Source organism: Mycolicibacterium parafortuitum, from assembly GCF_002086815.1.
GTDB classification, from domain to species: domain Bacteria; phylum Actinomycetota; class Actinomycetes; order Mycobacteriales; family Mycobacteriaceae; genus Mycobacterium; species Mycobacterium parafortuitum.
In genome coordinates this window covers 136,958-153,565 of record NZ_MVID01000009.1, presented here as the reverse complement: position 1 = coordinate 153,565, position 16,608 = coordinate 136,958, and the positions used below count along the sequence as shown (strand labels likewise).

18 protein-coding genes are annotated in these 16,608 nt (G+C 66.9%); 6 read left to right on the top strand and 12 right to left on the bottom strand.

What is annotated here, in order from left to right:
* Positions 1-23 precede the first annotated feature (23 nt).
* Complete coding sequence (locus BST38_RS13000) at positions 24-800, bottom strand: SDR family NAD(P)-dependent oxidoreductase (protein WP_083143725.1); 777 nt, start codon at positions 798-800, stop codon at positions 24-26.
* A gap of 289 nt (positions 801-1,089) precedes the next feature.
* Here BST38_RS13000 and BST38_RS12995 point away from each other — a divergent pair, with 289 nt between their 5' ends.
* Positions 1,090-2,568, top strand: coding sequence for an amino acid ABC transporter substrate-binding protein/permease (locus tag BST38_RS12995; protein ID WP_083143724.1), 1,479 nt, complete (start codon positions 1,090-1,092; stop codon positions 2,566-2,568).
* A complete protein-coding gene (locus BST38_RS12990) occupies positions 2,565-3,338 on the top strand; it encodes an amino acid ABC transporter ATP-binding protein (RefSeq protein WP_083143723.1) in 774 nt (257 codons plus the stop codon). The genes BST38_RS12995 and BST38_RS12990 overlap by 4 nt, the downstream gene beginning before the upstream one ends.
* Before the next feature lie 16 nt (positions 3,339-3,354).
* Here BST38_RS12990 and BST38_RS12985 read toward each other — a convergent pair whose 3' ends face one another.
* From BST38_RS12985 to BST38_RS12975, 3 genes are all read right to left on the bottom strand, one after another.
* Positions 3,355-3,675: an EthD family reductase gene (locus tag BST38_RS12985; protein WP_083143722.1), complete on the bottom strand. Its 321-nt coding sequence runs from the start codon at positions 3,673-3,675 to the stop codon at positions 3,355-3,357.
* 85 nt (positions 3,676-3,760) lie between these two features.
* The gene (locus BST38_RS12980) at positions 3,761-4,150 is read right to left on the bottom strand and encodes a VOC family protein (protein WP_083143721.1); all 390 of its coding nucleotides are present in this window, start codon (positions 4,148-4,150) and stop codon (positions 3,761-3,763) included.
* On the bottom strand, positions 4,147-4,485 hold the full coding sequence (locus tag BST38_RS12975; RefSeq protein ID WP_237160785.1) for an ArsR/SmtB family transcription factor: 339 nt from the start codon (positions 4,483-4,485) through the stop codon (positions 4,147-4,149). The genes BST38_RS12980 and BST38_RS12975 overlap by 4 nt, the downstream gene beginning before the upstream one ends.
* Positions 4,486-4,684: 199 nt before the next feature.
* Here BST38_RS12975 and BST38_RS12970 point away from each other — a divergent pair, with 199 nt between their 5' ends.
* Positions 4,685-5,557, top strand: coding sequence for a hypothetical protein (locus tag BST38_RS12970; protein ID WP_083143760.1), 873 nt, complete (start codon positions 4,685-4,687; stop codon positions 5,555-5,557).
* On the opposite strand, the gene BST38_RS12965 is transcribed toward BST38_RS12970, so the two are convergent.
* From BST38_RS12965 to BST38_RS12945, 5 genes are read right to left on the bottom strand one after another with little or no spacing between them, the layout of a single operon-like run.
* Positions 5,508-6,989: a class I adenylate-forming enzyme family protein gene (locus BST38_RS12965; protein ID WP_083143720.1), complete on the bottom strand. Its 1,482-nt coding sequence runs from the start codon at positions 6,987-6,989 to the stop codon at positions 5,508-5,510. The two genes, BST38_RS12970 and BST38_RS12965, sit on opposite strands and share 50 nt — an antisense overlap.
* The gene (locus tag BST38_RS12960) at positions 6,986-7,786 is read right to left on the bottom strand and encodes an enoyl-CoA hydratase/isomerase family protein (protein WP_083143719.1); all 801 of its coding nucleotides are present in this window, start codon (positions 7,784-7,786) and stop codon (positions 6,986-6,988) included. The genes BST38_RS12965 and BST38_RS12960 overlap by 4 nt, the downstream gene beginning before the upstream one ends.
* Positions 7,783-8,619 carry an enoyl-CoA hydratase/isomerase family protein gene (locus BST38_RS12955; RefSeq protein ID WP_083143718.1) on the bottom strand — a complete coding sequence of 279 codons (837 nt, stop codon included), beginning with the start codon at positions 8,617-8,619 and terminating at the stop codon, positions 7,783-7,785. Before BST38_RS12955 ends, BST38_RS12960 begins: the two co-directional genes overlap by 4 nt.
* Entirely contained in the window at positions 8,616-9,422 is an 807-nt protein-coding gene (locus tag BST38_RS12950) for an enoyl-CoA hydratase/isomerase family protein (RefSeq protein WP_083143717.1), read from the bottom strand. The genes BST38_RS12955 and BST38_RS12950 overlap by 4 nt, the downstream gene beginning before the upstream one ends.
* A 7-nt stretch (positions 9,423-9,429) precedes the next feature.
* On the bottom strand, positions 9,430-10,692 hold the full coding sequence (locus tag BST38_RS12945) for a hotdog family protein (RefSeq protein WP_083143716.1): 1,263 nt from the start codon (positions 10,690-10,692) through the stop codon (positions 9,430-9,432).
* Between the two features lie 195 nt (positions 10,693-10,887).
* On the opposite strand from BST38_RS12945, the gene BST38_RS12940 reads away from it, so the two are divergent.
* A complete protein-coding gene (locus BST38_RS12940) occupies positions 10,888-11,613 on the top strand; it encodes an enoyl-CoA hydratase/isomerase family protein (RefSeq protein WP_237160783.1) in 726 nt (241 codons plus the stop codon).
* A gap of 6 nt (positions 11,614-11,619) precedes the next feature.
* Here the strand turns inward: BST38_RS12940 and BST38_RS12935 are convergent, their stop codons facing one another.
* The gene (locus tag BST38_RS12935) at positions 11,620-12,477 is read right to left on the bottom strand and encodes an SDR family NAD(P)-dependent oxidoreductase (RefSeq protein ID WP_083143759.1); all 858 of its coding nucleotides are present in this window, start codon (positions 12,475-12,477) and stop codon (positions 11,620-11,622) included.
* 106 nt (positions 12,478-12,583) lie between these two features.
* On the opposite strand from BST38_RS12935, the gene BST38_RS12930 reads away from it, so the two are divergent.
* Entirely contained in the window at positions 12,584-14,155 is a 1,572-nt protein-coding gene (locus BST38_RS12930) for a class I adenylate-forming enzyme family protein (RefSeq protein WP_083143758.1), read from the top strand.
* Here the strand turns inward: BST38_RS12930 and BST38_RS12925 are convergent.
* Both BST38_RS12925 and BST38_RS12920 read right to left on the bottom strand, forming a co-directional pair.
* Entirely contained in the window at positions 14,142-14,567 is a 426-nt protein-coding gene (locus BST38_RS12925; protein ID WP_083143714.1) for a Zn-ribbon domain-containing OB-fold protein, read from the bottom strand. The genes BST38_RS12930 and BST38_RS12925 overlap by 14 nt on opposite strands.
* On the bottom strand, positions 14,567-15,712 hold the full coding sequence (locus BST38_RS12920) for an acetyl-CoA acetyltransferase (protein WP_083143713.1): 1,146 nt from the start codon (positions 15,710-15,712) through the stop codon (positions 14,567-14,569). Before BST38_RS12920 ends, BST38_RS12925 begins: the two co-directional genes overlap by 1 nt.
* 79 nt (positions 15,713-15,791) lie before the next feature.
* On the opposite strand from BST38_RS12920, the gene BST38_RS12915 reads away from it, so the two are divergent.
* Positions 15,792-16,586 (top strand): HpcH/HpaI aldolase family protein, encoded by a 795-nt coding sequence (locus BST38_RS12915; protein ID WP_083143712.1) that lies wholly within the window; start codon positions 15,792-15,794, stop codon positions 16,584-16,586.
* Positions 16,587-16,608: the final 22 nt, after the last annotated feature.

Sequence of the window (16,608 nt, the reverse complement as noted above, 5' to 3'; positions counted from 1 at the left end):
GGCGGCCGGGTCTGCGGGACGAACTACTTGGGTGGCATCCGGATTCCGCCGTCGACGCGCACGACTTCGGCGTTCATGTAGGAGTTGTTGATCAGCTCGACCACCATCGAGGCCAGTTCCTCGGGCTTGCCGAGACGGCGCGGGTAGAGCACCGACTCGCCGAGCTTGGCCTTGAACGCCTCCGAGTCGGGTCCCTCGCCGTAGATCGGCGTGTCGATGAGGCCCGGGGCGACCGTGTTCACCCGGATCCCGACAGCAGCGAGATCGCGGGCCACCGGCAGGGTCAGACCGACGACGCCACCCTTGGACGACGAGTACGCGGCCTGGCCGATCTGGCCGTCGAAGGCCGCCACACTGGTCATGTTGACGATCGCGCCGCGTTCGCCGGACTCGGTGAGGTCGAGCCGGCTCATCGCCGTCGCCGCCAGCCGGATGCAGTCGAAGGTTCCGACCAGGTTGATCGCGAGCACCTTCTTGTACGCGTCCAGGTTGTGCGCCGAGGCGAACTCGCCGTCCTTACCGATCGTGCGCTGCGCCCAACCGATTCCGGCCGAGTTGACGAGCGAACGGAGCGGCCCGAGGTCGGCAGCGGTGTTCACCGCGTCTTCGATCTGCGAGGTGTCGGTCACGTCGACACTGACGTACACGCCGCCGATCTCGTGTGCGAGTTCCTGACCGCGCTCCGCCTGCAGATCGGCGATGACGACGCGGGCACCCTGGGATGCCAGCAGTCGGGCGGTCGCGGCGCCGATGCCCGAGGCACCGCCGGTGACAATTGCGCTTGTTCCATTGACGTCCACAGCGTGAGTGTAGAACAGCCGCCGGCCGAGCCGGCCGGAGGCGTGGCAGGCTGCGGTGGCTAACTAACTACTGGTCCGGGGCATCTCGGCTCGGCATTGTGAACTGTGCAAACGCTTCTCAGTGGTCCCCACCGCGCGCCGCAGGCAAATTGACTCTGTATCGAAGGTCGCCGGAACATCGGCACCGGCGCTCTCGGTGCGACACGCAGATTCGGGTGAGATCGCGCGAAGGCAACTCGGCGGCGATAGCGTCTAGCGTGGCAGACGCCGGCGGGATCGGGAGGCCAACATGGGAGCCAAGAGGATGTCGGGCGGTAGCCCCCAATCGCCGAGGGGCCGGACGCGCAGGCTGCGAATACTGATCGCCGGTATCCTCGTCGGTCTGTTCGGGGCCGCTCTGGCACTGCCGGCTACGGCCGCCGCAGAAGGCGAAACCTATACCGTCGCCACCGACACCACGTTCGCGCCGTTCGAATTCCAGAATGCCAGCGGCGACTTCGTCGGTATCGACATGGACCTCATCCGGGCGATCGCCGAGGATCAGGGCTTCACCGTCGACATCAAGCCGCTCGGTTTCGACGCCGCACTGCAGGCCGTGCAGGCCAACCAGGTCGATGGCGTCATCGCCGGTATGTCGATCACCGACGAGCGCAGGAAGGTCTTCGACTTCTCCGAACCGTACTTCGAATCCGGTATCCAGATGGCGGTCCTCGAAGACAACGAAGACATCAAGTCCTACGAGGACCTGCGGGGCAAACGGGTATCGGTCAAGAACGGCACCCAGGGTTCGGATTTCGCGAACTCGATCAAGGACCAGTACGGCTTCGACGTCGTGTCGTTCGCCGACTCCTCGACGATGTTCGACGAGGTGAAGACCGGGAACTCGGTGGCGGTCTTCGAGGACTACCCGGTGCTGCTGTACGGCATAGCGCAGGGCAACGGATTCAAAACCGTGACGCCCAAGGAAGATCCGACCGGATACGGGTTCGCGGTCAACAAAGGCCGGAACGCCGAACTGCTGCAGAAGTTCAACGCCGGCCTGGAGAACCTGAAGGCGCAGGGCCGCTACGACGAGATCCTGCAGACCTATCTCGGTGAGGAAGCGGCAGCCGGCGACAACTCCCTGTTCGGCCTGATCAAGAGCACGAGCCCGATGCTGCTGGCAGGCCTGAAGATGACGATCATCCTGACCGTCGTCTCGATCTTCTTCGCCCTGATCCTGGGTGTTCTCTTCGGGCTGGCCAGGGTGTCCCGGTCGATCTGGCTGCGGGCGATCGGCACCACGTTCGTCGACATCTTCCGCGGCACACCGCTACTGGTGCAGGCGTTCTTCATCTACTTCGGCATCCCGGCGACGATGGGCTTCCAGATGTCGGCGGTGACCGCCGGCATCATCACACTGTCGCTGAACGCGGGCGCCTACATGACCGAGATCGTCCGCGGCGGCATCCTTTCGGTCGACAAGGGACAGATGGAAGCCGCCCGCAGCCTGGGTATCGGTTACCTGCCCACCATGCGAAAAGTCATTCTGCCGCAGGCGATACGGACCATGATCCCGTCGTACATCAACCAGTTCGTCATCACCCTCAAGGACACCTCGATCCTGTCGGTGCTCGGCATCGCCGAGTTGACCCAGAGCGGTCGCATCATCATCGCCGGCAACTACAAGGCGTTCGAGATGTGGTTGATCGTCGGCGTCATCTACTTCGTCGTCATCATGGCGCTGACCAAACTGTCCGACCGGCTGGAGAGGCGGCTCGTCAAATGAGTGAACTGATACCCGAAGCCGTGGCCGCCGAGCCCCCCGGCACGGTGAAGATCCGGATCGAGGGTCTGAAGAAGGCATTCGGTGAACTGGTGGTGCTCGACGGTATCGACACCACCGTCACCCACGGCGAGGTCGTCTGCGTCATCGGTCCGTCGGGTTCGGGGAAGTCGACGTTGCTGCGGTGCCTGAACAAGCTGGAGGACATCACCGGCGGCAGGGTCGTGATCGACGATTTCGACCTCACCGATCCCAAAGTCGACCTCGACAAGGTGCGTCAGCACATCGGCATGGTGTTCCAGCACTTCAACCTGTTCCCGCACATGACGGTGCTGGAGAACATCACCCTCGCACCGCTGCTCACCAAGAAGATGGACAAGGCGGAGGCCGAGAAGAAAGCACGCGACCTACTCGCACAGGTCGGGCTGGCCGAAAAGGCGGACGTGAAACCGTCGACACTCTCGGGCGGTCAGAAGCAGCGCGTCGCGATCGCCAGGGCGCTGGCGATGAATCCGTCGATCATGCTGTTCGACGAAGCCACCAGCGCGCTCGACCCGGAGATGGTCGGCGATGTGCTGGAGGTATTGCGGGCGCTGGCCCTTGCCGGGATGACGATGGTGGTGGTGACCCACGAGATGGGGTTCGCCCGTGAGGTCGCGTCACGGGTGATCTTCATGGCCGACGGTCACATCGTCGAGGAGGGGACACCGGCGGAGATCTTCGACAACCCGAAACACCCCAGACTGCAGGAATTTCTGTCCAAGGTCCTCTGACGGGCGCGTGGTGTCTTCAGCCTGCGGTGGTCTCGATCTCCGAGAACAGCACTCGCACACCGCCGGTGGACAGTCGGCCGAGCGCCTCGAAGAAGGCGCCGGCCTCCGGGGTCTGCACGGCGGCGCTTGCCGCGTCGTAATCCGTAAAGTACAGGTCGATCATGCGGTACGCAGGCGTCGGGCTCCCATCCTCCTTTGGCCAGACCTTCGAAGCTTCCAGGCGGATGTGTCCCGGAATGCGACGGGCCGCTTCCAGTTGCTCTGACTCATAGGCTGATTCGAACGCGGCGGGATCGAGCGGGTTGTCGTAAATGGCGGTGATTTTGGTTTCAGGCATGTTCGCTCCTGGACAGTCGGGTTCTCATCGAAGGGAACGCACACATGCCGGTCAGTAATCCACCAGAACGCCGTCGCCGGCGCGGCTAGCGCGTGGCGCTTTGGATCTGGATCAGATTGCCGCAGGTGTCATCGAGGACGGCGGTGGTCACCGGGCCCATATCGGTGGGTTCCTGGGTGAAAGTGACGCCGAGGCCGCGCAGCCGCTCGTACTCCGCGCGCACGTCGACGACGACGAACGCCGTGAACGGAATGCCGTCGGCGACCAGGGCGTCCTTGAACGGCCGCACGGCCGGATGCGCGTCGGGTTCGAGCACCAGCTCGGTGCCGGCCGGGTTCTCGGGCGACACGACGGTGATCCATCGAGCGTCTCCCATCGGCACGTCGTGTTTGACGAGGAATCCGAGGACGTCGGTGTAGAACCGAAGCGCCTTCTCCTGGTCGTCGACCATCACGCTGGTGTACCTGATTCTCATGCCGATCCTTCCTTCTGCTCACCGGGCTGCAACCAGCGGTCGGCGATCTCGAGCAGCGGTGCGGTGTCGAGATAGTGGAACTTGTACCGGCCTTCGCGCCGGCTCCGGATCAGCCCGGCGTTTTCGAGCACACCGAGATGCTGCGAGGTCGCCTGGCGCGATGAGCTGATGCCGTGCTTGGTGGTCAGGCGCGCGCAGATCTCAAAGAGCGTCTGTCCGTCGTGATCGGTCAGTTCATCGAGGATGGTGCGGCGGGTCGGGTCGGCAAGCGCTTTGAAGACATCCACCTTGAAGACATCCACCTTGGAGACATCGGCCTGCTCGGCGTCATCCACGCCGCCGACGATAGGCAAGTACTCGCTTGCATGTCAAGCATTGCGGCCCGCAAGGCCACACCTAAGCAGCCCCGAGGCCGCTCGTGCTGTGTCGCAGTGCGTAATGCTCGCGCGTGCTTTCCCATGGCGATAGCATCGTTCTCCTGAGTTGAGAACAGTCGCTCTCTCAGAAGGCGACGGGGAAAGGTTGGCCGACAGCGTGATCCGGGATATCAGGGAGCTCACCGATGATCCTGCCGCCTACGCGGCCGAACTGCAGCGGCGCTGGGGCGGGTTGCTGAGCTACCGCTACCTCGGGCGCAACCACGGCTCCATGAACGTCGGCCCCGCCGACGACACCGTTACTGTCCGCCACGACATGCGCGACGGCGCAGGAGGGATCCTGTTGGCCGTCTACGGCATCGCATCCCCTGAGGGCGGCCTGGTCACCGACATGGAGGCGGTTCCCAATCCGGTCGTGCACTCGTGCCAGATTCTCGATCCAGGCGTCGATGTGCGCCGGTTCGAGGTCCGCACGGAGGATCTCAAGCGTGGGCAGCGAATGTCCTACAGCCGTTCGCTGATCGTGGACGCCGATCACCCCGACCGGGTGCTGGCACTGACCGAAGGCCAGGGCGTCTCGATCGGTGTTCCCCCCGAGGGTCTGGGAAAGATGGTGGTCGAGCCCATCGTGGTGGTGGATTCGGAGGACCTGCCGCCGTTGTGGCAGGTGTTCGGGGGAGCCCGGGTCGACGAGCAGACGTGGTCGCTGCCCGAGCTGACCGTCGATGTCGCATCGCCTGATGCGGCGCTGCACATCGGACCGCAGTTCGTCGTGCTCGAGGCGGCCGCCAGGGAAATCGCGACCGAAGCGGCGGGCAGCGACGCGATCACCGGCGTCTCGTCGCACGTCATGTTTCTCGCACGCGGCAAGGCCGGGCCGTTCCGGTACGTGTCCGAGGTGGTCGGGGATCAGAATTCCGCCACGGGCACCCTCGCGACGCGCACGCTGGGCTACGACGACGGCGCGGGCGGACGGCTGATCACCGTCGCGTCGCACCTGTTCCGGCGAGGCTGGTCAACTCCTTCTTGAGCACCTTTCCGACGTCGTTGCGGGGCAACCGTTCGACGAAGACCGCACGCACCGGCACCCGATAGGGCGTCAGCCGGTCGCGGCACCACTGGATCAGCCCCTGTTCCGTGACGGCCTCGTCCTTGCGGACCACGAAGGCCCACGGCACCTCGCCGAGGCGGTCATCGGGCACGCCGACGACCGCTGCTTCCCGGACGCCGTCGGCTTCCATCAGCACATCTTCGACGGTTCCGGGGAACACCTTGAGGCCGCCGCGATTGATCATGTCGGAGACCCGCCCGTCGAGCCACAGGAATCCGTCGTCGTCGAACCAGCCCAGGTCGCCGGTGTGGAACCAGCCCTCGTCGGTGAGCCTGTCGTGAAACGCCGGATCGATCTTGCGGGCCGCGGTGGTGGGGGTGCGCACCAGAACCTCGTCCTCGGAGATCATCACGTCGATGCCGGGGAGGGGCCTGCCGACGGAGCCGAGTTTGGCCTCGCCGAACTCCCGCGCATCGGCGGCCGACCAACCGACCACTTCGCCGCCGAGTTCGGTTTGGCCGTAGGAATTGAGCACCAGCACACCGAACTTGTCGCGGAAGCGGGCGGCATGCACTGGTGACAGCGGTGCGGTGATCGACCGGACGATCTTCAGCGGGGCAAGGTCGGTGACGGTCTCGTCGTGCAGCACCATCGTCAGCGCGGCTGGGGGCAACACTGTCGAGCGCAGCTGATGGCGGCCGATCAGGGTCGCGAACTCGCCCGGGGTGAAGCGATCCATCAGGATGACGCCGGCGCCCGCCCGGAACGCGAACAGCACCTGATAGATCCCGGCCCACAGCGACAGGGACAACGGCACCAGGTTCGGCATCGGCGCCTTCTTCGGCGCCCGTTTCGATTCTTCAGCACCGGTTTTGGAGCCTCGCAGCTTTGCGAGCAGTCGGTCGATCAGGTCGACCACGGTCGCATGCCGCAGCGGAACAGGCTTGGGTGCCCCCGTGGTGCCCGAGGTGAACTGCAGCAGCGCGACATCGGGGTCGTAACGACGCGGGGTCCCGACGGCGGGACGGGCCGCGGGGAGGACCGTCCACCCCGACCCGTTGCAGACGTGGACGGGCAGGCCGAAGTCCGCGAACCGGGGTGCGTGATCGGCGGTGGTGACGACGGCGACGGGACAGAGTGTTTCGAGCTGGGAGCTCAGCTCGGCGTCCGCCGCCCGAGGATTCAACGGGGTGTAGACGCCTCCGGCACGCCAGGTCCCGAACAGCGCGGCCACCGTGGTCGGCTCGTTGGGCAGCATCGCCGCCACCACCTGACCGACCTCCACCCCGGAAGCGCTGAGCAGCGTGGCCAGAACGTCCGCGCCGGCCGACACCTCTTCTCGCGTGACGTCGGCATCCACTGTGTGCACGGCGATCTCGGGCGCGTCGCCGAGCAGCTTCGCCAGGCTCATGCATCCTTCTCCAGTGGTTGCCACTCCGGGGTTCGCTTCTCGGCGAATGCGAGCGGGCCTTCGTTCTGGTCGGGGTGACCCCACATCGACGTCAGGTGCTTGGCGCCTTCGCGGCAGGCATCGGTGAGACCCAGTTCCAGCGCACCCCACAGCGCGCGCTTGGTCGCGCGCATCGCCGACGGGGAGTTCTTCGCGATCTTCTCGGCGAGTTGCTGGGCGACGTCACGGAGTGTCTCGGGGGGATCGACGACCTGGCTGATCATGCCGAGTTCGTAGGCACGCTGAGCGGTGAGCCGCTCATGGCTGCCGACGAGTGCCATGCGCATGACCGCCTCGGCGGGCATCTTGCGCATCAACGCGATCGTCTCCAACGCACTGACCTGACCGATCGACACATGCGGATCGAGGAAGGTGGCGTTCGACGACGCGATGACGATGTCGGCGTCGGCCACCCAGTGCAGGCCACCCCCGGCGCACACGCCGTTGATCGCGGTGATGACCGGCTTGCCGACGTTGCAGTGCCAGGCCGTCAGCTTCAGGTCGAGCGTGCGCATCGTCTCCTGGAACTGAAGCACCGACTCGCCGTCGAGTTCTTCCATGTCGGCACCGACCTGGAACGCCTTGCCGTTGCCGGTGTGCACGATGACCCGGACCTGCGGATCGGCGTCCAATTCGGCCCACGCTCTGGGGAACTCGGCCCGCATCACGGTGTCGTAGGCGTTGAGCCGGTCCGGGCGGTCGTTGATGATCCAGCCGACCGGGCCGCGGCGTTCCACGATGAGCCTTCGATAGGTCACGGCACCTCCACCGAGTTGACGGGTTGCCACAGCGGACGACGCTTGTCCCGCCAGGCGCGAGCGCCCTCGGCGTGGTCGGGATGGTCACGCAGGCGCCAGATCTGCTCGGCGGCTTCGTGTCGGGCCTGGCTCAGCCCGACCTCCAGCGACCGCCACAGCGCCTTCTTGGTGGCACGCAGTGCGGTCGGCGAGTTGGCGGCGACGGCGGTCGCCAGCGACGCCGCAGCGGAGCGCAGCCGGTCGGCCGGAAGGACCTCGGAGACGATCCCCAACTCGCGCGCACGCTCGGCAGATATCCGTTCGCCCTTTCCGCTCAACGCCATCCGGGTGATCGCCTCCATCGGGGACTTCCGGATGAGCGTGATCGCCTCGTACGCGACAGCCTGTCCGACCGACACGTGGGGGTCGACGAACGAGGCCTCCTCGGAGGCGATGACGATGTCGGCGTCAGCGACCAGATGCAGCCCGCCGCCGGCGACGACACCGTTGACCGCGGCGATCACCGGCTTCCAGACGCCGCAATGCCACGACGAGATCTTGAGTTCGGCATCCCGGGTCCGGCGCGAGTGCAGGCGCATCGCGGCCTTGTCGCGGGCCACCTGCACCACGTCCATGCCGGTGCAGAACGCTTTTCCGTTGGCGGCGTTGACGATCACGCGCACCTCCGGATCGGCGTCGAGTTGCGCCCAGGCCTGTTCGAGCTCGTCGAGCATCAGGGCGTCGAACGCGTTCGCCGCCTCGGGCCGGTCCAGGATCAGCCATCCGACTCCGTCGGCGGTCGACACCGTCAGTCGCTGGTATTCGGTGCCGCGCCCGACCGTCCTCTGGTTCATCGCCCGCGGAACTCCGCGTCGCGCTTGTCGCGGAACGCGGCCAGCCCCTCTTTGAAATCCTCACTGCGGCTGGAGAGCTCGAGCGCCATCGCCTCATTGTGCAGGTGGCGGTCCAGATCGAGGCCGATTCCGCTGTGCAGCAGCCATTTCGTCAGGCCGAGCGCCACCGTCGGCGCCTTGGCGAGGGTGGCGACGAGTGCGGCGGCGCTGCGGTCCAGGTCTTCCTCCGCGCATGCGTGGTGGATCACCTCCCACTCCGCGGCCGCAGACCCGGACAGTTCCTCGCCGAGCATCAGCAGTCTGCGCGCGCGCACCATCCCGATGACCCGGGGGAGCAGCCACGCCGCGCCGCTGTCGGGGGTGAACCCGCGTGCCATGAACGGTTCCCAGAATCTGGCGGTGTCGGCCGCGACGCAGAAGTCAGAGGCCAGCGCCAGATGAAAGCCGAGCCCTGCCGCCCAGCCACGCACCACCGCGACGATGGGCACCTGGGTCTCGGTCATCAGCGGGATGAGCCTGTTTGCCTTGTTGGGAAGTCGCCGCTGGGTGCTCCCGACGCGCGGCTTGCGTTCGGATCTGACGTTGTTGGCGATCAGGTCCGACCCCGCGCAGAAGTCCGGGCCTGTGGCATCGATACGGATGACCCGCACTGACTCATCGGTGCCCACGGCCGCGAGGTGGGCGATCAACGCGTCGAGCATCGTATCGTCGACCGCATTGCGGCGATCCGGGCGATCCAGCGTCAGCCGCAGCACTGGCCCCTGCTGTTCGGCCAGCAGGCCGGGCGCACTCGGATAGTCCATGTGGTGCTCAGTGTTCGGCGAATCGGGCCGACACCGCGGCCAGGAGTTCGGTCAGATCGGTTGCGCCGCCCGGTGGACAAGGGAGCCGGACCGGGCCCCGGTCACGGCTGGGCAGGAGCATCGTGGCATGTCCGGGGGCGGTGACCTCGCCCCGATGGCTGGTTGCGGCCAGTTCGACGTCAACGGCCGGGCGTCCTCCGTCGGCGAGGTACTTGCGGGTCACCGTGCCCGAGATCGTGTGTAGATCACCGACGTAGTTGAACAACCGGAATTCGCAGTCCAGCTTCCACAGCCACGCGTCGTCACCCATCCAGTCCGTGCAGAGGTGGATCAACCAGGTCTCGCGCATCCGGCCGTAGTCGTAAGTCGTGGGATTCCCGGCGTTTCGGGCGGCGTCGGGCTCCCAGTGCACCCGCTGCCGGACGTCGGGCACGCCGTTGGCGTCCGGAGTGTAGAAGCGGGGGATGCGCCGGCGGTTGTGCCAGGCCAGGCGCAGCGGTAGAACCCCGTACATGCCCGTGCCCATGCCGACATGCCAGCACACCATGTCGGTCACGGTGAGGGGGCCCTTCGTCAGCGGGCCCAGGGCATCCCCCTCGGTGACGTCCTCCCACCAGCGGGGTTCCGCGCCCCGGGGGACTTCACGGGCGTAGCGGCTGTCGATCTCGGCGATCTCCTCAGGACTCCAGGTCTTCGGCTCCACGGCGGCGTACTTCTTGCGTCCTCGAGCCTTGCTGCGTTCGGTCCGGATCATGTTGCGGTACTGGCCGCCCAGGATGGTTCCGTCGTCGTCGCGGTAGACCTGCGCGGACCATTCGTGCACGGCGCGCTCGGCGAACTCGCTGCCCTTGTCCAGCGCCGCGACCAGCGCGCTGCGCCGGAACACCCGATGGTCCGCACGCAACGGAGCCCACCATTCCCGCGCCGAGGACGCGTAGAACGCATGCACCCCCCGCAGCGGGTCACCGCGGGTGAGTTCGCGTTCCTCATCGGAGAGCACCGGCACCTCGTCCTCGCCGATCAGCGTGTCCCCTCCGATGAGAGCCGGCGGCGCGATGGATCCGCCCCAGACGGATTTGGCGGCGTACTCGGGGTCCGTCCACAGCGGGTTCGCGTCGCCGTAGCTCTCCGCCACGTGCCGGAATGCGTCCTCGTTGGGGCGGGTGTAGTGCGGCGGCTGGGGGTTGGGGACCGGGATGCCGATGGTCGCGCGCAACCTGGCCAGACCCTCGTCGGTGATCTGCCCCGTCTGGGAGGCCGTTTCTGCCATGAAATGCCTCCTCGTCGTGGTGATATGGGTATCGCGGCGGCAGCGAGAATTAACATACCCGAAAAGCGGAAATGCCGTTAACGCAGTAGGGGCGACACGATGGAAACACAAGAACCGGGGATAACCGTCAGTGTGCGCGACGGTGTCCAACGCATCACGATTGACCGCGCTCAGACCGCAAACGCGTTGTCGCCGTTGGCCCGTGATGCCCTCACGGAGGCTTTCGCCGCGGCCCACGACGACCCGGCCGTCCGCGCGGTCCTGCTCTGCGCTGCCGGGCAGAAGCACTTCTGTGGCGGTGCCGGGTTGTCGGCGCACGCGGCCGAGGCGAGTGCCGCCGCGCCGAGAAGCGAACGCCGGGCCGGCGATATCGCCAAGATGTTGCAGCAGGGCTGGCAGCGACTGATCAGCGCGGTGCTCGACTGTGACAAGCCGGTGGTCGCCGCGGTCAACGGCACGGCGGTGGGAGCCGGGGCGAGCCTGGTGCTTGCCTGCGATCTGGTCGTGATGTCGAGCGAGGCGCGCCTTGTCGAGGCGTTCGTGAATCGGGGGATCCTGCCTGATTCCGGCGCGGTCCATCTTCTGACGCGGATCGTCGGATTGCGCAAGGCAACCGAGTTGCTGATGCTCGGCGAACCCGTCGATGCCGCGACCTGCGCCGACCTCGGTCTGGTGAACCGGGTTGTCGCCCCGTCGGACGTGGACGGTGTCGCCGCCGAGCTCGCCGGCCGGCTCGCGCAGGGTCCGACGGTGATGCTGGGTCTGACCAAGCGCCTGCTGAAGGTGTCCTCGGAGTCCGGGCGCGACCGCGCGTTCGAGCAGGAGGCGTGGGCGCAAGAGGTGGTGTCTCGGACCAGCGACCTCCAGGAGGGGCTGGCCGCGTTCGCGCAGCGTCGTCCCCCCAAGTTCCGTGGGTGCTGATCGCTGTCAGCGCGGTGCGGGCCCTCCGCGGATGACGAACGCCGACGGATCGTCGATCGTGTCGATCGAGTCGGCGACCGATTCCGCGGTCAGCGCCGGATCCTCGATCCCGCTCGTCACTCCGATGAACACCCGCGACACCTTCCCTCCGCCCACCGAGTAGACATGGGCCGTGCGGTCGCAGTAGCGGTGTGCGAGGTAGACGACGACGGGTGTGACCAGCTCGGGGTCCATCGCCTTTCCCGCCTCACCCATGATGTCCTTGGTCATCCGGGTCCGGGCGATCGGCGCGATTGCGTTGACCGCGATGTTGTTGCGCGCGCCTTCGATGGACAGCACGTGCATCATGCCGACCAGCCCCATTTTCGCCGCGCCGTAGTTCGCCTGTCCGAAGTTGCCGAAAAGCCCTGTACCAGAGGTGGTGTGGACGATTCTGCCGTAGTTCCGCTCCCGCATCACCGGCCAGACCGCACGGGTCACGTTGAACGCCCCGAGGAGATGGACGGCGATCACCGCGTCGACCTGGTCGGCGGTCATGTTCTTGAACGCCGCGTCACGCAGGATCCCGGCGTTGTTCACCAGAATGTCGACCCGGCCGAAGGCATCCATCGCGGCCGCGACGATCGCCGCGCCCCCGTCCTCGGTCGCCACCGAGGATGTCTCGGCGATCGCCGTGCCACCGGCGGCCGTGATCTCGTCGACCACGGCCTGTGCGGCCGACGTCGACGCGCCGCTGCCGTCGACGGTGCCGCCGAGGTCGTTGACGACCACCCGTGCCCCCCGGCGGGCCAGCTCCAGGGCGTGACAACGGCCGAGCCCTCTTCCTGCGCCGGTGACGATGGCGACCTCGCCGTCGAAGGTCATCGATGAACGCGCACGCGAGGTGGTGTGGTCTGGATTCATGGCTGAGAGGTTACATTTACGATAGAGAGAATATGCGTTTGCATCTGCGATGGCATCGGAGGAAGTCATGACGGGCTCGCCAGAGTTGCTGCGTACGGCCCGGAAACGGGCAGCGACGCTGCGCGAGCGCTACCGCGACGCCGGCTTCTGGTCGGATCGCCCTACTGACCCGCTGCGGTCGGCGGCCTCGAAGCATCCGCACCGGCCCGCGGTGCGCGACCGTGCCCGGACCCTCACCTTCGCCGAACTCGACGCACTGGTCGACCTCACCGGCCAGGCGCTGAAGGACTCCGGCGTGACGCGGTCCTGCCCCGTGGTGATCGTGGCAGGCAACGACGTGGACTCCGTGGTGGCCGTGCAGGCGGCGCTGCGGGTGGATGCGGTGGTGCTGCTGGTGGCACGCAGCGCTGGGGAAGTGGGCGTCCGAGATGCGTTGATCCGCAGCGGTGCCCGTCACATGATGGCGCCGAACTGCGACTGGCCGGGCTTGGCGTCTGCGGACTGCCGCACGGTCGCGGTCGCCCGGGCCGGCCAGGGACGCCGCCCGGACACCCTGTTGCGCCCGGCCCGCGCGGCCGACGAACCGTGCTTCGTGCTGTACACCTCGGGCACCACCTCCCGGCCCAAGGGGGTGGTGCACTCGTTGAGCACGTTGACCAAGGCGTCGGCGAACTACATCGCCGCATCCGGCCTCGGAGCCGCCGACAGCATCTTCCTGATCAGCCCGCTCGCGTCGATCACCGGCGTACTGCAGGGACTCTTCATCGGTCCGATGCTCGCCGCTCCGGTGGTGTTGGAGGACCGCTGGGACCCCAGCGGCACCTGCGATCTGCTGCTGGACGCCGGTGCGACCTGGTATGGCGGCCCGGATCGACTCCTCGACAGGCTGCTCGACGAGGTGGCGCGCCGCGGTGTGGAGGTTCCGCTGCGGGCGGTGTATCTCGGCGGTACGCAACTCGACCGGCGCATCGTCGAACGGGCCGAGGACGAGTTCGGCATCATCGTGATGCGCGCGTACGGGTCGTCGGAGGTGCCGGTGAGCACGTCCGGCCTACGTGAGGAGCCGAAGTCGCTGCGGCACAACGACGACGGGACTCTGCTGGCCGATGTGCAGGTGCGGGTGGGGTCGTCGGGTGAGCCGACCGAGTGCTGCATCAGCGGCCCGCACACCTTTCTCGGCTACACCGACACCGACGACGACGTGCATGCCTTCGATGGCGAATGGTTCCGCACCGGCGATGTCGCCGAGGTCGAGGACGGCCGCGTCCGGATCGTCGGGCGGATCAAGGACATCGTGATCCGCAACGGGCTCAAGATCGCGGCGGCCGAGGTGGACGAGGCAGTGCTGCGGATCGACGGGGTGCGGGAATGCGCCGCCTATTCGGTGCCCGATGCGACGACGGGGGAGCGGTTGGCAGTCGCGCTCGTGCTCGACGACGGCGCCGAGCTCTCGCTGGCCGACGTCGCCTCGGCGCTCACCGTCGCGGGTCTGCCGAAGTACAAGCTGCCCGAGGAACTGGTGTTCTGGGAGCAGTCCCTGCCGCTCAACGCGAACGGGAAGGTCGAACGCAACACGCTGGCCCAGCGTGCCGACGGTCGACGCCGCGCGGTGGCCCCGCGCCTCGTCAGCGCGAACTGACCGGGTGGGCTGGGTGGAACACGGGAACGACGAAGCCGTCCTCGTCCTCGCGGAACGACACCGTCAACGCCATGCCGGCGCGAAGTTCGGCTGCATCGCAGCCTTCGACCGTACTCATCACCCGCGGCCCCTCCGCCAGGTCGACCATCGCGACCACGTACGGTGCGTGAGCGTCGAACGGTGCCGCGTTCTGGTGGACCACGCTCCACGTGTACAGGGTTCCGTGTCCGCTCGCAGCGACCAGCGCGACATCCTCACTCCAGCAGTGTGGACAGAATGGACGGGCATACAACGACTTCCGGCCGCACGATGCGCATCCGTTGACCATCAGGGTGCGGTCCTGGATCGCACTCCACCACGCTTGGCTGTCGGAATCGGCCACCGGCCGGTGTGGGCCCGCGGGCACCTCCATCACTGCCTCCCGAGGATCATCGTCGCGCTGTGGGAAAAGAAGCCGCCCATCGCGTGCACGCACGCCAGGCGGGCGTCGGCGACCTGTCGGGTCCCGCATTCACCGCGCAGTTGCCGGACCGCCTCGACCATCAGGAACATTCCCCGCATACCCGGATGGCAGGACGCCAGGCCCCCGCCGTCGGTGTTGGTGGGCAGCGCCCCGCCGGGACGCAGCGCCCCGGACCCGATGAATGCCCCACCCTCACCTTTGGCGCAGAACCCCAGATCCTCCACGGTGAGAAGCACAGTCGAGGTGAACGAGTCGTAGAGCTGGCACACGTCGATCTCGGCAGGCGTGACTCCCGCCTGCGCGAAGGCACGCGGCCCCGAGATCGCTGCCGCCGAGGTGGTGAAATCCCGCCATTCGCTCATGCTCACGTGCGATGCCGCGTCAGCGTCACCGAGGATCCACACCGGATCTTTCGCGCAGTCCCGCGCCACCCGTTCGCCGGCGAGCACCACCGCGCCGCCGCCGTCGGTGCGCAGGCATACGTGCTTGGACGTGAACGGATCGGCGAGCATCGGCGCGGCGGCCACGTCGGCGATCGTGATGCGTTCCGACTCGAACGCGTCCTCGTTCATCGCCGCCCACTCGTGGGCGGCGACGGCGACCTCGGCCAACTGATCGACCGTGGTGCCGTATTCGATCATGTGTCTGCGCGCGGCCATCGCGTACTTCGCGATCAGCGTCGCGCCGTAGGGCGCTTCATAACCCATCGCGCCGCCGGTTCCCAGTGCGGCGGCCGATGCGCGTACACGGCGTTTGACGTCCGAACGGGCGGTCGAACCGTAGGTCAGCAGTGCGACGTCGATCTCGCCGGCGCTGATCGCCGCGGCGGCGTGTCCGGCGAGGACCTCCCACGAGGACCCGCCGACATTCGTGGAGTCGATCCACATCGGGCGCAGACCCAGATACTCGATGACATCGACGGGCGGTAGCAGGGTTCCGTGCCCCCCGAAACCATCGACGTCCTCCTTGCCGAGACCGCAGTCGGCGAGGGCGCGACGCGCTGCCTGCGCCATCAACGCCATCGCGGTCTTGTCCGGAACCCGCCCGCAATCGGAATGGCCCACACCGACGATCGCAACGGGGTTCGCTGGCATATGTCATGGTTACCATATGGATAACGCGATTCACGGAAATGCCGAATCGTGGTTCTCAGTCGGCTAGCGTCAGGCTCTGATGACGTCATTGCGCCAGTCGCTGCGAAATGAGGGCCTGCTGCTCTGCTTGGCCTTGCTCAACTCCCGTACGCCCGAGGTCCCGGCCATCGCCGCGGCCTGCGGTTACGATGCGATCTACATCGACCTCGAGCACACCGCGACATCTCTGGACACGGTGGCGGTGATGTGCTCGGGTGCCGTCGGTGCGGGCATCGCGGCGCTGGTGCGCGTGCCCTCCCAGGATCCCAGCCTCATCGCCCGAGTGCTCGACGTCGGAGCGGCTGGAATCATTGTGCCGCACATCAACTCGCCCCAGGAAGCGCGTGATGTCGTCGCTGCGGCACGTTTCCCCCCGCTGGGGCATCGCTCGATCTCGGGCCCGAACGTGCTGAGCGGATTCCGGCCGCGTCCTGCGCCCGAACTGGCGTCGTTCCTGGAGTCGCAGACGGTGGTCGCCGTGATGGTCGAGACTCCCGCTGCCGTCGCGGAAGTCGATGCGATCGCATCGGTCGACGGGGTCGACATGGTCCTACTCGGGCCGAGCGATCTGACCGCCGAGATGGGCATTCACGGAGACTATGAGAATGCCCATTTCCATAATGCGGTAAGGTCTGTTGCAGCGGCATGCCGAAACCACGGTGTCGCGCTTGGAGTGGCCGGCATAAAGTCTGTTGACCTGCTGGAACGCTTCGTCGGGATGGGTCTGCGCTTCATCTCGGCGGGGACGGACGTCGGGATGATGACCGAGGCGGCCACGTTGCGCGCCCAAGCGCTCCGGGGACTTGACGGCCGCCACGGACCCAGCGCCGGTTGAGCGAAAGCCACGCCAGGACAAC